Origin of the sequence: Lonsdalea britannica, from assembly GCF_002111595.1 — a bacterium.
In the GTDB taxonomy this organism is placed as follows: domain Bacteria; phylum Pseudomonadota; class Gammaproteobacteria; order Enterobacterales; family Enterobacteriaceae; genus Lonsdalea; species Lonsdalea britannica.
Genome location: NZ_LUTN01000006.1, coordinates 94642 through 109636, shown reverse-complemented (window position 1 = coordinate 109636; position 14995 = coordinate 94642). Strand labels below are relative to the sequence as shown.

10 protein-coding genes and 3 pseudogenes are annotated in these 14995 nt (G+C 53.6%); 3 read left to right on the top strand and 10 right to left on the bottom strand.

The genetic code is table 11. The annotated features are described in order from the left end of the window. Positions 1 to 8 precede the first annotated feature (8 nt). The 3 genes and pseudogenes from AU509_RS07075 to licT form a co-directional block, all read right to left on the bottom strand. Positions 9 to 1400 (bottom strand): annotated as a pseudogene (locus AU509_RS07075) (glycoside hydrolase family 1 protein); the annotation flags it as partial. A gap of 26 nt (positions 1401 to 1426) precedes the next feature. Then, positions 1427 to 3315: pseudogene (gene bglF / locus AU509_RS07070) on the bottom strand (PTS beta-glucoside transporter subunit IIABC). A 265-nt stretch (positions 3316 to 3580) separates the two neighbouring features. Then, the gene (gene licT / locus AU509_RS07065) at positions 3581 to 4435 is read right to left on the bottom strand and encodes a BglG family transcription antiterminator LicT (RefSeq protein WP_085650826.1); all 855 of its coding nucleotides are present in this window, start codon (positions 4433 to 4435) and stop codon (positions 3581 to 3583) included. A 647-nt stretch (positions 4436 to 5082) separates the two neighbouring features. Between licT and pykF the strand changes: the two genes are divergently transcribed. After that, positions 5083 to 6495 carry a pyruvate kinase PykF gene (gene pykF / locus AU509_RS07060; RefSeq protein ID WP_085650827.1) on the top strand — a complete coding sequence of 471 codons (1413 nt, stop codon included), beginning with the start codon at positions 5083 to 5085 and terminating at the stop codon, positions 6493 to 6495. Between the two features lie 335 nt (positions 6496 to 6830). Further along, complete coding sequence (locus tag AU509_RS07055; protein WP_026740320.1) at positions 6831 to 7067, top strand: major outer membrane lipoprotein; 237 nt, start codon at positions 6831 to 6833, stop codon at positions 7065 to 7067. A 186-nt stretch (positions 7068 to 7253) separates the two neighbouring features. On the opposite strand, the gene AU509_RS07050 is transcribed toward AU509_RS07055, so the two are convergent. The 7 genes and pseudogenes from AU509_RS07050 to sufA all read right to left on the bottom strand — a co-directional run bounded on the left by AU509_RS07050 (position 7254) and on the right by sufA (position 14168). After that, on the bottom strand, positions 7254 to 8258 hold the full coding sequence (locus AU509_RS07050; protein WP_085650828.1) for a L,D-transpeptidase family protein: 1005 nt from the start codon (positions 8256 to 8258) through the stop codon (positions 7254 to 7256). 246 nt (positions 8259 to 8504) lie between these two features. Beyond that, positions 8505 to 8920 (bottom strand): annotated as a pseudogene (gene sufE, locus AU509_RS07045) (cysteine desulfuration protein SufE). 19 nt (positions 8921 to 8939) lie between these two features. Then, positions 8940 to 10166, bottom strand: a complete 1227-nt coding sequence (sufS, locus tag AU509_RS07040; protein ID WP_085650830.1) for a cysteine desulfurase SufS — start codon at positions 10164 to 10166, stop codon at positions 8940 to 8942. Then, on the bottom strand, positions 10163 to 11458 hold the full coding sequence (gene sufD, locus AU509_RS07035; protein WP_094117992.1) for a Fe-S cluster assembly protein SufD: 1296 nt from the start codon (positions 11456 to 11458) through the stop codon (positions 10163 to 10165). The genes sufS and sufD overlap by 4 nt, the downstream gene beginning before the upstream one ends. After that, positions 11433 to 12179, bottom strand: coding sequence for a Fe-S cluster assembly ATPase SufC (gene sufC / locus AU509_RS07030; RefSeq protein WP_094117991.1), 747 nt, complete (start codon positions 12177 to 12179; stop codon positions 11433 to 11435). The genes sufD and sufC overlap by 26 nt, the downstream gene beginning before the upstream one ends. A gap of 61 nt (positions 12180 to 12240) precedes the next feature. Continuing rightward, the gene (gene sufB, locus AU509_RS07025) at positions 12241 to 13782 is read right to left on the bottom strand and encodes a Fe-S cluster assembly protein SufB (RefSeq protein WP_094117990.1); all 1542 of its coding nucleotides are present in this window, start codon (positions 13780 to 13782) and stop codon (positions 12241 to 12243) included. Between the two features lie 14 nt (positions 13783 to 13796). Then, a complete protein-coding gene (gene sufA, locus AU509_RS07020; protein WP_085650834.1) occupies positions 13797 to 14168 on the bottom strand; it encodes a Fe-S cluster assembly scaffold SufA in 372 nt (123 codons plus the stop codon). Positions 14169 to 14587: 419 nt separating this feature from the next. On the opposite strand from sufA, the gene AU509_RS07015 reads away from it, so the two are divergent. After that, entirely contained in the window at positions 14588 to 14989 is a 402-nt protein-coding gene (locus AU509_RS07015) for a hypothetical protein (RefSeq protein ID WP_085650835.1), read from the top strand. Positions 14990 to 14995: the final 6 nt, after the last annotated feature.

Below are 14995 nucleotides of genomic sequence, written 5' to 3'. Positions count from 1 at the left end.
GTCGATGACTTCAGCACATCACCGTTGCTGTGAATGACCGATTGATACCAGTAAAAGCTTTTCTTGCGTTTACGCGCCAGCGTTCCTGCGCCCTGATCGTCCCGATCGACATAGATGAAACCATAGCGTTTGGACATTTCGGCCTTCGACGCGCTCACCAGATCGATGGGACCCCAGCTGGTATACCCCATGACCTCGACCCCGTCGGCGATCGCCTCGCCCACCTGCACCAGATGGTCATTGAGGTACTGAATGCGGTAGTCGTCGTTAATCGCGCCATCGGCCTCCACCTGGTCTTTTGCCCCTAGCCCGTTTTCCACGATAAACAGCGGTTTCTGATAACGGTCGTACAGGACGTTAAGCAGGTAACGCAGCCCTTCCGGATCTATCTGCCAGCCCCATTCGGAGCTGTCTAAATAGGGGTTGGGGATCATGTTCAGGATGTTGCCGCGCGCTTTTTGAATTTCGTCGTCGTCCTGAGTGACGCAGCCGGTCATGTAATAGCTAAACGAAATGAAATCGACCGTTTCCTTCAACGCCTCGACATCGCCCTCCTCGATGTGCAGCGCAATCCCCTGCTCTTTGAAAAAGCGTTTCATATACGCCGGATAGGCACCCCGTGCCTGAACATCGCCGAAGAATAGCCATTCGCGGTTTTGACGCAGGCTCTCCATCACGTCGTTCGGTTTGCAGGTCAGCGGATAGAGCATCGCGCCCAGCAACATGTTGCCGATCCGGGCGTCGGGAATGATGTCGTGGCAGGCTTTCACCGCCTTGGCGCTGGCGACTAACTGATGGTGGATGGCCTGATAAATCGCTGCTTTATCGCTGTCTGGCGGCAAACCGACGCCGGTAAACGGCGCATGCAGCGAAACGTTGATTTCGTTAAAGGTCAACCACAGCTTGACCTTGTTGCGGTAGCGTTTGAAGACGGTCCGGGCATAACGCTCGAAGCAGTCGATGGTTGTGCGGCTGCCCCAACCACCGACACGTTTCACCAGCCCATAGGGCATTTCATAATGCGAGAGTGTGACCAGCGGCTGGATGTGATGCTTCGCCAGTTCGTCGAACAGGTTGTCGTAGTAGGCCAACCCGGCTTCATTCGGCGTCAGTTCGTCGCCCTGTGGGAAAATACGCGTCCAGGCGATGGACACGCGCAGACAGCGGAACCCCATTTCAGCAAACAGCGCGATGTCCTGCGGATAGCGGTGATAAAAATCGATGGCGATATCCTTGAGGCTGCTGTCGCCGGGTTCCCGCTCAACGATAGCGCCGAAGATCCCCTGTGGCTGCAGGTCGGACGTGGAGAGTCCTTTGCCATCATCTTGATAGGCGCCTTCCACCTGATTGGCGGCAATCGCGCCGCCCCATAAAAAGTCTTTTGGAAAACGAGTGTTCATCAGTTTCTCCTGTAGGCAAAAGTGAGTTAATGCACCAACGACAGCAGCGGCGCGCCGGCGGAGACAGCGCCGCGGGCTAACGGCAACACATCAAGATAGCCGTCGCTGTTGGAAATAATGATCGGGGTGGTGAGGTCATAGCCCGCCGCGGCAATCGCTTCGACGTCGAACGTCAGGAGCCGATCGCCTTGCTTGACGACGTCGCCGACGGCGACATGGGGCGTGAAATACAAACCGTCGAGTTTCACCGTATCCACACCCACGTGGATCAGCACTTCAGCGCCGTTATCTGCGGCCAAACCCATGGCGTGATGCGTTTTGAATAACGACGCCACCGTGCCGTCCACGGGCGCATAGAGCGTGCCTTCGTCCGGCACTATTGCGATGCCTTTCCCCAGCAGCCCGCTGGCAAAGGTGCTGTCGCTAACTTCTTCCAGCAATATCGCCTGTCCGGTCAGGGGGCTTGCCAACGTTTCCGTACGCACGCCCAGCGCGTTGTCGACCGGCGCAGATGCCGCCGTGTCATTCTTTTTAGGGGCAAGCGGCGTGGCCGGAATACCGAACATCCAGCTGGCGACGGCGGCGAAAAGGAAAGCGACCACCGTACCGACAATGGCAGCCCAGACGCTGCTGTTGAAACCTTCGGGAGGAATGATCAGCGTGAAGGTGAATATGCTGGGCAGACCAAAGGAGTAAATAGTGGTATGGAAATAGCCCATGATGCCCGCGCCAATCGCGCCGCCAATGCAGCCGAAGATGAACGGACGACGCAGCGGGAGCGTGACGCCATAGACGGCCGGTTCGGTAATGCCGAAGATCGACGCGGAGAAAGCGGAGCCGGCGATACCTTTCAGTTTGGCATCCCGGGTACGCAGCAGTACGCCTAACGTCGCGCCCGCCTGCGCCAGCACTGCCGGCGTCAACAGCGGCAGCAGCGTATCGTGTCCCAACACGCTGAGGTTGTTCAGCATCAGCGGTACCAGCCCCCAGTGCAGGCCGAAAATCACACAAATCTGCCAGATCGCCCCCATTACCGCGCCTGCGACGACCGAGTTAAGGTTATAAAGCCACTGATAGCCGCTGGCCAGCAGTTCGCTAAGCCAGGTCGCGCAGGGACCGATCACCAGAAAAGTCAGCGGCACCGTAATGCAGATGCACAGCAACGGCGTCAAGAAATTACGGACGTTGGCATGCAGCAGCGCGCTCAATTTCTTCTCCAGTCTGGACGATACCCAACTGGCGAAAATGATCGGGATGACTGAGGAGCTGTAATTTAAAAATGTAATGGGGATGCCCAGAAAGGTCATTGGCTGATAATCAGCGACTGCATCGCGTTGAAAGCGGTGATCATCAAGGGATGCACCAGCGTTCCCCCGATGACCATCGTCGTAAACGGGTTGCCGCCAAATTTTTTACCCGCGGTATATCCCAGAATCACCGGGAAGAAATAAAACAGCGCATCGCTGGCCGCATACAAGATTTGATACGTGCCGTGACTTTCGTTTAACCACCCCAGCGCCTGACATAAGGCCAACAGACCTTTGAGTATGCCCGACGCCGCCATGACACCGATAAACGGCGTGAAGATGCCCGCGATGATGTCAATGAAACGGGAAAACAGACTGTCTGATGGGGTCTCCTGCGGCGAGTCGGCGTTTTCGCTGTTTTCCATCCCCGCCGCGGCCACGACGTCACGATAAACGTCACTGACGTGATTACCGATCACGACCTGAAACTGACCGCCGCTTTCCACCACCATAATCACGCCGGGATTGTTTTTCAGCGTGGCGGCATCGGCTTTAGCGCTGTCCTTGAGTTTGAAACGCAGGCGAGTGGCGCAATGCAGGACGCTGTTGATGTTGTCCCGGCCGCCTACACCCTCAATGATCTCACTGGCTAACATCTTATATTCCATAGGACATTCCTTAGTACGAGGTCACAGCCAGATAACATCCGACATTACTGGCGAGGCTGTTTTTAAGACGAAAAAAAACCTGAATCACTTCCCCGGCGGTCTCATGACGGCTCAGGAAGCGATTCAGGTTTCGCCTGCACTGCCTAATGGCGAATGCAGTAACAATCCAGATTTTGAGTCTCAGCTTGCGGCGTTTTCATCATCGCGGCAAGCGACTTTAATTAGCTGACAATTAATTTGTGACGCACAACACTCTTTTGATTTATCACGCCTCCGGCTCTTGACCGGAGATATCCGCACGCACTCTTTCGATATGAATGGTCAGGAACATCAGCTCCTCTTTCGTCAGAAAGTAATCGTATTGCCGATGAATGTGCGTCTGAATTTTCTCTGCGCAGGCATAGGACTGGGCATATTTCTCCTTCACCACGTCGTGCAAGGATTCGTCATCATTGGAGACCGGGTCATGCCCGACGAGTCGTTGCGCAAAAAATTTCAGATGCGTAACAAACCGGTGATAGCTGAGCGCCTGCTCGTTGTAGTCCACATCCAGGTGATATTTGACGATATTCAGTATTTCCTGCATCACCTTGGTGATGTGAATCACCTCCGGCATCTGGCTGTCGAGCTGCGCATTGACCAGATGCAGTGCGATAAACCCCGCTTCGTCCTCCGGCAGCCGCACGCCAAGTCGGCGATGGATGATCTCCAGCGCTTCCAGCCCTACCGCAAACTCTTTCTGATACAGCCGTTTGATTTCCCACAGCAGGACGTTGCGAATATCGACGCCCTGCCGATGGCGCTCAATGGCGAAGTGACAGTGATCGGTCAACGAGACATAGATACTGTTTTGCAACTTTCCCGGAAGCTGTTCTCGCGCTAACGCGATGATTTTGTCGGCGGTCGTGAACACCTCCAGCGGTATTCCCTGCAAAATCTCGCTCAGCCGCGACGTGAGTTCGCTGCTGCGCAGTTCGAACACTTTTTCAATCAGCGCCTTATCGAGGCGATCGCCAATCTGCTTTTTGAAACCTAGCCCTCGCCCCATCACAACCTGTTCGTTATGGTGTTCATCCAAGACGGTTACGACATTATTATTGAGTATTTTGGCTATTTTCATTTTTACGAACCCTGGAAACAAAAAGACCAGACATCCACTCTTCGAAAAGCGAATATCTGGTCTTGCCTGCCGTGAGCAGTAACAACCCTGAGCTCCATCATCAACTTCACCTCGAACTCTCTCAATATGCATCACAAAGAAACGTGACGAAGATCGACACAAAGGTTCAAAAATTACACATTGTTTTCTTTAAGTTCGGTCGGCATAGCGAAATATTACGTGGAATCATCACATTGCATTATTTTTATCTGCCAGACAAAAACACTGCAGAGAGATTGCGCAACGCCATCGCGCAAAAGTGAAAAATCGCCTATTTTTTTGCGTAAACGCACTAAAATATAGGTTATCATACTGCCTCACCGCTTGTTTCTCATCACTCAGCAACTATAATACGGGCGTTGTCTTATTGAATGGTTTCAGCAAACTACCGTGCCAAGATTAATAACAAGTTTTAAAACGGTATTACCTCGTTTCATCCACTCTTTTAGGATGATATCTGACCATGAGTGCCTTCAAAATTTCGCTTGCTGTCACTATCTGCACTCAACGCGTTCTGTCTCTTTTTTCAGCAAATCCCTATCGGGGGTTAGCATCCATAACCACCGGTTCCCATTTTTATCCATCACAACTTGTAGAAATTAACCGTTATGAAAAAGACCAAAATCGTTTGTACTATCGGCCCGAAAACTGAGTCCGAGGAAATGCTGGCCAAGCTGTTAAACGCAGGCATGAACGTTATGCGCCTGAACTTTTCTCACGGTGACTACGCCGAACACGGTCAACGCATCACGAACCTGCGCGCTATCATGCAGAAAACCGGGCAGAAAGCCGCCATCCTGCTGGATACCAAAGGCCCTGAAATTCGTACTATGAAGCTGGAAAACGGCGCTGACGTTTCTCTGTCTGCCGGCCAGACCTTCACCTTCACAACCGACCAGAGCGTCATCGGCAACAAAGATCGCGTAGCGGTTACCTATGCCGGATTCCCGGAAGACCTGAGCGTCGGTAACACCGTTCTGGTAGATGACGGCCTGATCGGTATGGAAGTGACTGCCATCAACGGTAACGAAGTCGTTTGTAACGTGCTGAACAACGGCGACCTGGGCGAAAACAAAGGCGTTAACCTGCCGGGCGTTTCCATCCAGCTGCCGGCTCTGGCAGAAAAAGACAAACGCGACCTGATCTTCGGTTGCGAACAGGGTGTGGATTTCATTGCCGCTTCCTTTATCCGTAAACGTTCTGACGTTGAAGACATCCGCGCTCACCTGAAACAGCACGGCGGTGAACACATTCAGATCATCTCCAAAATCGAAAACCAGGAAGGTCTGAACAACTTCGACGAAATCCTGGAAGCATCCGACGGCATCATGGTTGCTCGTGGCGACCTGGGCGTGGAAATCCCGGTTGAAGAAGTGATCTTCGCTCAGAAAATGATGATCGAGAAATGTAATCAGGCACGTAAAGTCGTTATCACCGCGACTCAGATGCTGGATTCCATGATCAAAAACCCGCGTCCGACCCGTGCGGAAGCCGGTGACGTTGCCAACGCCATCATCGACGGCACCGACGCCGTTATGCTGTCTGGCGAAAGCGCCAAGGGTAAATACCCACTGGAAGCTGTCAGCATCATGGCCACCATCTGTGAACGTACTGACAAAGTCATGAAACCGCGTCTGGAACGCGCTGCCAACACCGGTCGCCTGCGCATCACTGAAGCCGTATGCCGCGGCGCGGTTGAAACTGCAGAAAAACTGGAAGCGCCGCTGATCGTTGTAGCCACCAGCGGTGGTAAATCCGCCAAGTCCATCCGTAAATACTTCCCGGATGCACGCATTCTGGCGCTGACCACCAATGAAGTGACCGCTCGTCAGCTGATTCTGACCAAAGGCGTAGAAACGCTGATAGTCAAAGAAATCGCTTCTACCGACGACTTCTACCGCATTGGTAAAGACGCCGCGCTGGAAAGCGGTTTTGCTAAAGCCGGCGACGTAGTGGTTATGGTTTCTGGCGCTCTGGTACCGAGCGGCACCACCAACACCGCTTCCGTACATCGCCTGTAATACGCCACGGCGAAAAGTCATCGATAAATATTAAAGCGCCCTTCGGGGCGCTTTTTTTATGGGGGACTTTATTTTACTTTTCTCTGCGATTCGGGCAGAGGTCCTTCCAGTCAGTTATGCTAAAAAGACATATCAGTTAACACTTATTCAGAGTAATCTGATAAAACTCGCCTGTTTTCCTTACTTTTTTTGTCTCCAAAATAAAAGGCGCTGCTTCTTTGAGCGAACAATCCAAATTAAGCGTCTTCTCATCAAAAATTTATTCTCATTAGAAAAAAGTTTGTGTAATACTTGTATCGCTACATGGAGATTAACTCAATTAGAGGGTATTAATAATGAATCGTACTAAACTGGTACTGGGCGCGGTAATTCTGGGTTCTACTCTGCTGGCTGGCTGTTCTAGCAATGCTAAAATCGATCAACTGTCTTCTGACGTTCAGACTCTGAACAGCAAAGTTGATCAGCTGTCCAACGATGTAACCGCAATCCGCTCTGACGTACAGGCTGCTAAAGATGATGCAGCTCGTGCTAACCAGCGTCTGGATAACCAGGTTCGCACTTACAAAAAGTAATCGAATCTGTGAAATGAAAAATGGCGCACATTGTGCGCCATTTTTTTTGTCTCAAATAAATCAAGCTGCCGCTTATTTATCATCACACCCAGCTCTGCTTAACGCCGCTAGAACGTCGAGGTCCTGAGATAACCTGTCAGTCCCGACGGCGTCATTCTCTGTCAGCAAGTTATGCTGCCGCCGCGATTACGGCTGTTGCGATGCTGAAGCGTTTATGCTCGTCACGGGCGCCGCGGCTTCTTCGGCTGTCTGTTGAGTCGGAATCGGTTGACCCATATTCACCAATACGGGCATGCCAGAGCGACGCACAATGGCGCTATCGACGACCGCTTTATTCGTCTCTTCATTGTTGATGAAGCCTTTCACTTTCTTGCTGAGCGCGATGGTCATCGTCTGCGGGTCATCTTTATCAGTACGAGACAACGGCTGATGAACTTCGATATAGCGCTTTCCATCAGGCTCTACCGCGACTTTTATCGGCTCGTTGACCACCTGTACCCGCGTTCCTGGCTCCACCGCATTGAATAGGGCTTCAATATCGTCCGCCCGCAAACGAATACAGCCGGAGCTGACACGCATGCCGATACCGAAATTCGCGTTGGTGCCGTGAATCAGGTAAACACCACCGCTCTTGGCCATACGCATCGCAAACAGCCCCATTGGATTATCCGGTCCCGCAGGAACGACGGCAGGCAGGTCAATACCCTGCTCTTTATAGTGCTTGCGAATATTCGGCGTCGGCGTCCAGGTCGGATTCGGGTGTTTAGAGATAATGGTGGTGGTCATGACCGGCGTGTTCCGGCCCAGTTGGCCAATACCAATAGGATAAACGATCACCGTATTTTGACCTTTGGGATAATAGAACATCCGTAGCTCAGCCAGGTTGATGACGATGCCCTCGCGCGGCGTATCCGGCAACAGGATTTGGGTGGGGATGGTGAGCGTGGTTTCAGGCTTGGGGAGATAAGGATCGGTACCAGGATTCGCTTCCAGCATCCCTAACAGACCTATCTTGTAGTCAGAAGCAATCGCCTCCAGAGAACGGCCATCGTGTGGAACCACATAGGTCGTGTTTTCACCGATTAGACGGCTATCGGGCGGCGGCAGCGGATATTCCGTCGCTTGCCCCGCCGGCATACCGCCGATATACGACGCCAGAAGCAGCCCCATTAACGTCAACGCGCGTTTCATCATCAGTTCCCTATTCTTACAGCTTGAATATTGTGACCCGTGAGGTTGTCGCGGAAAGGCCCGTACAGCCCCATAGATCGCTTGTCGGACTATTTTGAATTGAATTGTTTAACATTCAGTTTGTTGCAAAGCGAATATTAAGAATAAGAGCAGATCTCCCGCAGATCCACGGGCGAACTCTGAAAGCATGAAGGAGTCAGGAGAGAACGGCGTCAGCGCAGTGCCAACGCCGTCGGGAGAAAGCGATCAAGCCAGCTCGGCGGCCCGGCTGCGGATCGCGCGCAGCATTGCTTCCAGCCCTTGCGAACGCGATGGGGTCAGGTGCTGGGTCAACGCCAGTTCCTGGAAAAACGGTCGAACATCCAGCGCAACGATGTCCTGCGGCGTCATCTGCTGATACAGGCTGAAAACGACGGCGATTAGCCTTTGACTATCGCCGCGTCGCTGTCGCCCTGCAACACAACGTGCCCCTGTTCATCCAGCGTCACCACGATCCAGACCTGACTCTGACAGCCGTTAACACGGTTTTCTTCCTGTCGCAGGTCGTCGTTCAACGGCTCCAGACGGGCGCCCAGCTCCATGATGTAAAGATACTTTTCTTCCCAGTTGTGACAGCGAGAGAAATTGCGTACCAGTTTCTGCGGCTCCGGCAGACTTGCCATAATATCCTCCGCGGTTAACTTAACCGCCTAATAACCCATGAATACGTTGTAGCCCGGCGACCAGCCGGTCGATATCTTCACGCTGCGTGTAAACGGCGAGAGACGCACGGCACATGCTGGAAACACCGTAGTGTTCCATTAACGGCATGGCGCAGTGGTGGCCGGTACGAATAGCGATGCCGTACTGATCGAGGAAACTCCCTACATCGTAAGCATGATGCTGACCGAGATTGAAGGCAATCACGCCCTGACGCTCTTCCGGACCGTACATCACGATCGTCGGCACCGTCTTGAGCGCGGATACCGCATAGTGCATCAGGTCGGTTTCGTAGCGGTGGATCGCTTCGCGCCCTAGCGCCGAGACGTAATCCAACGCGGCGCCCAGCCCCATGATACCGGCGGTATTGGGGGAGCCGGCTTCGAAGCGCCAGGGCGCATCGGCGTAGGTCGTTCCTTTGGTGAGGCTGACTTCACGAATCATCGAGCCCCCACCTTCCCACGGCGGCATTGCCTGTAGCAACGCATGTTTGGCATACAATACGCCGATCCCCGAAGGCCCATAAATTTTATGGCCGGAGAACGCGTAGAAGTCACAGTTCAACGCCTGAACGTCGACAGGCTCATGCATGATCGCCTGCGCCCCGTCCAGCAATACCTTCGCGCCGACGCTATGCGCCAGACGAACGATGTCCTGCACCGGGTTCACGGTTCCCAGCACGTTCGAAATGTGGGTAACGGAGACTAAGCGAGTCCGTTCATCCAACAATTCCGGCAACAAAGCGACATCCAACTCACCGTCGGCCGTCAATGGCAGAACGCGAATTTCGATACCGTGCGTTTGGGCCAGCATCTGCCAGGGAACGATATTGGCATGGTGCTCCATGCCGGTAATCACCACGTTGTCGCCGGGCTGCATGAAGGTCCGCCCGTAGCTGTTGGCGACCAGGTTGATGGCTTCCGTCGTCCCGCGGACGAAGACGATCTCTTCCGCAGACTCGGCGTTGATGAATGACGCCGTCAGCGTACGCACATCTTCCATCGCGGTCGTCGCCTGGGCGCTCAACGTGTGAATGCCGCGGTGTACCGCGGCATACTCGTTCTCATAAAAATTCAGCTCACGATCGATGACCGCCTGCGGCTTTTGCGAACTAGCCGCGCTGTCCAGATAGACCAGCGACTGACCGTTGACTTCCTGTTTCAGGATGGGGAAATCCGCCCGGACGCGTTCTATCGGATAATCACTCATTGCTGACCTCCCGCGGCGCCAATCAGGCGTTCCGCTATGCGTTTGATCACAACGTCGCGCAAGGCGTCGTCAGAGATCGCTTCCGTCAGTTCGGCGGCAAAAGCGAAGATAATCATTTGCTGTGCGTTTTCCCCGCTGATACCGCGAGCGCGCAGGTAAAACAGCTGTTCTTCATCGATACGGCCTACCGTCGCACCGTGACTGCATTTGACATCGTCGGCGTAGATTTCCAGCTGCGGCTTGGTGTCCACTTCAGACAGACGCCCTAACAACAGATTGTTGTTGGTCATCTTACCGTCGGTTTTCAACGCGTGAGGCGCAACATTGATCATGCCGTTGAATACCGCCTTCGCACGATCGCGGACGATCGTTTTATGCAGCTGACGGCTTTCGCCGTGGCCCTGATTGTGTTCCAGATAGGTCCGCGTGTCGCACACTTCGCTGTTGCGCGGCAGAATCAGGCTGTTGAGGGTCAAGTTAGCCCCTTCGCCGTTCATCTGCGCGCTGGTCTGATGACGGGTCAGCCCCGCCCCCAGCAAGAAGCTGTGGCTGGAGACACGCGCGGAGCGCGCCATCCGTACGTCATTGTGCGCGAAGTGGTAACCTGCGGCCGCTTCAAACGCCAGCTTGTAGTGCGTGACATCGCTGTTTTCACCCGCGTCCAGGGTCAGACGAGCGCCGCTGAAATGCGCGGTCTCATCCAGACTGACATAGTGTTCAATCACCGTGGCGGCGGCGTTGGCTCCGACCTGCAGATCGTGGCGATGGTGAACCGTGTTCAACATCGCGCCGTCGCCGGAGCTGATATGCAGCAGATAGAGCGGCTTTTCAGCCTGTACGCCGGCGGCGAGACGAATCTGCATCCGCTCGGCGGCCAGACTTTCCGTCAGGTGCAAGAAGACCTCCGGCTGGATAGGCGCGGCCAGCGGCAGTGACGCGGAGGACGCCGCCACTTCGACCTGATAAGGCCCCCAGTCGGCGTCGCTGAGCTCGGGACTCAGACGACCGTCGACGAACACCATCCGCCAGGCATCAAGCGGCAGTGACAGCGCATCACGCTGCGCCGCATCCACCGTCCGCGCAGCGGGTTCGGTGAATTCCTGACCGAACAGGCCGTCCAGCGGCGTGTATTTCCAATGCTCCTGACGACGATTCGGTACGCCCAGCTGCAACACCTGCTGCCAGTGTTTACCCGCCTCTTCAGAGCGAGCACCGGCGCTGTCGAACAACCGCTGCCACTGTTGCAGCGCCTGCGTCGCTTTCGTATTACTGTTGGTCGGTAAGCCAGCCATAGCCCTGCTCCTCCAACTGTTTAACCAAAGTGAAGTCGCCGGATTTCACAATTCGTCCCTGATACAGCACGTGAACGAAGTCCGGCTTGATGTAGTCCAAAATACGCTGGTAGTGGGTGACGATGATGAACGCGCGCTTTTCGTTACGCAGCGTGTTGACGCCGTTGGACACGATTTTCAGCGCATCGATATCCAGACCGGAGTCGGTTTCATCCAGGATGCACAGTTCGGGTTCCAGCGCAGCCATCTGCAGGATATCGTTACGTTTTTTCTCGCCACCGGAGAAACCTACGTTCACCGAACGGGTCAGGAGGTCGGCCGGCATATTCAGCAGTTTGATCTTTTCTTCGATAAAGTCTTCAAAATCAAAGCGATCGAGCGGTTCTTGCTGACGATACTGACGAACGGCATTGACCGCCGTCTGTAAAAAGAATTGGTTGCTGACGCCCGGAATTTCGACCGGATACTGGAACGCCATGAAAATGCCTTCGCCCGCGCGATCTTCCGGCGCCAGATCCAGCAAATCTTTACCTTTAAACGTGACGGAACCAGACGTCACTTCGTAATCTTCGCGTCCAGCCAGCGTGGCGGACAGCGTGCTTTTACCGGAACCGTTCGGCCCCATGATGGCATGGACTTCGCCAGGTTTGATTTGAAGATTCAGCCCTTTGATAATTTCTTTTTCTTCGACACTGACTCTTAAATTTTCAATATTCAACATACTTTATCCTTCAGACGCCTTTGCCGCAGGCGCTCGTCTTATAGGCACCGGAGTGCGTGTGTTAAATAGGTGACATTGTCACTTTACGGCGATTAGCCACGCTATGCTCAAGGCTTATGGCCAGAAGCTTCTGGGCTTCCACCGCAAACTCCAGCGGCAGTTCGGAGAAGACATCTTTACAGAAACCGTTAACAATCATCGAAATCGCATCGTCTTCACTGATGCCACGTTGCAAACAGTAAAACAGCTGGTCTTCACCAATTCGAGACGTGGTTGCCTCATGCTCCAGCTGCGCCGTATTGTTTTTCACTTCAACGTACGGGAACGTGTGCGCGCCGCATTCGCTGCCGATCAGCATCGAATCGCACTGGGTAAAGTTACGGGCATTGGTCGCGGTCGGCATGATTTTCACCAGCCCGCGATAGGTGTTCTCGCTGCTGCCCGCCGAAATCCCTTTCGAGATAATGGTGGAGCGGGTATTTTTCCCGATGTGAATCATCTTGGTGCCGGTATCGGCCTGCTGATGACCGCTGGTCAGGGCAACGGAGAAGAACTCACCGACCGAGTTGTCGCCGCGTAACACCACGCTCGGGTATTTCCAGGTGATGGCGGAGCCGGTCTCAGACTGGGTCCAGGACATTTTCGAACTTTCCCCGGCGCACAGCGCGCGCTTGGTCACAAAGTTCAAAATCCCGCCTTCACTGTCTTTACCCGCGAACCAGTTCTGCACGGTGGAGTATTTCACTTCCGCACGATTATTGATGATCACTTCTACGACAGCGGCATGCAGCTGATAGCTGTCGCGCACCGGGGCGGAACACCCTTCGATGTAGCTGACGTAGCTATCGTCATCCGCGATCAGGATCGTACGTTCAAACTGACCGGTTTTCGCCGCGTTAATACGGAAGTAGGTCGACAGCTCCATCGGACAACGCACCCCTTTCGGGATGTAGACGAACGTGCCGTCGGAAGCCACAGCGGCGTTCAACGCGGCAAAGAAGTTGTCGTTGGACGGCACGACGGTGCCCAGATATTTACGCACCAGATCCGGGTGTTCCTGAATCGCTTCGCTGAACGAGCAGAAAATCACGCCGTGTTTCGCCAGCTCGTGACGATAAGTGGTGGCGACGGAGACGGAGTCGAAGATAGCATCGACGGCCACTTTTTTGCCTTCGCGCACCGGTACGCCGAGCTGGTCAAACGCCTTTTCGACTTCGGTCGTCAGGTAGTTCTGTTCATGCAACGTGCTGGCGCCGTCTTCGCCGGACTGCTGCACCGCGCCGGGCTGCGATCCGCAGGTGTCGTCGCACTGCCCGCAGGATGGCGCGGAATAATAGCTGTAGTCCTGATAATCAAGCTTGTCGTAATGCGCCTTCAGCCAGTGCGGTTCTTCCATTTCCAGCCACGCGCGGAAAGCATTGAGACGGAACTCAAGCATCCATTCGGGTTCGTTACGCTTGGCGGAAATCGCCCGCACCACTTGTTCATTGATCCCTCTGGCCAGCTCATCCGTCGCCAGTTCGGTGAAGAAGCCCTCTTTATAGCGGCCGTCGCCGAGCCAGATCTGTACATCATCGGATACATCTACGTTACTACGCGCCATAATAGTGTCGCCGCTTAGAGCCCAAAGCTCTCACCACACCCGCAGGCGTGTTGAGCTTTGGGGTTGTTAAATTTAAACACCTGATTCAACCCTTCATGGACATAGTCCACTTCAGTGCCGTCGATAAAAGGCATTGCCTTGAGAGGAACGTAAAGACGGGCGCCGTCGCGCTGGAACACTTGCTCGTCAGCATCAGGCTGTTTGACCATATCCAACACGTAGCCGAAACCCGCGCATCCCGACTGTTTCACGCTCAGTCGTAGTCCCTGCACCTCGGCGTCCTGTTGCATGAGTCGTACAATATGGGCCGCTGCACTTTCAGTCAGCGTGAGTCCCTGCCAGACATTTTCGTCCAGTGAAAAAGTCTCTACATTTTGCGATTGCATGGGAATTACCTCGTCTCTCCAAATTTTCCGCTTTTAGCGGATCTGCCCTAATGGTAGTGATAATAGTGAGGGGGGTTCAACCTCGTGATTTCTAGGGCTATACGGTGCCGTGACCTAAAATCCTGTTTTTTTTAACCTCCCCGAACACTTTCGGGGTCGATCTACGGGGTATCGCTTATTCTAACCATATGAAATAAAAGAACAATAATTGAATTCGAAGTGGTCGCGCCGAAGGATTATTCAACATTTTATTATCATAAGTATAACATCTATCGCTGGAACCTATTTTATAAACAGGAGGAATCAGCCACTATTTTCCCGCTATTTTTGGCTTTTTGCTGCTATTTACTTCTCAACCATTGCATGTCACTTTGAGGGAAAATATGATAACGATTATCATTTAACGAAGGATTGACCCCATGTTTCCTTTCAATGCCTGGCTGCAATCCCATATTGATGACTACCGTGCGTCATTGCGTGACGCCACGATGGAAATGTATATGGCAGAAGTGAATCTGGATAATCCCGATAGCGATATCACTCATATTCGAGGTTATTACCTCTCCGGTATGAGGATGGTGGAACTGAGCCAGCGTTACGGCGATGACGACAGCTATCTGCTGACGATAATCAAAATGCATCACCGGCTCATTCAAGAGATCAACAACCCGCAACGCTGTCATCTGTGCCGCCTGCAGAGCTATCACTTCGGCCGACAAACGCTACAGCTGATTTGCAATCAGTTCAGCCAACAAGGTTGCTGGCAGAAAGTCACTGCATTTCAGGCCGACTTCGCGAAGCGCGTCGCGTTTATGCCCTAGGACGAA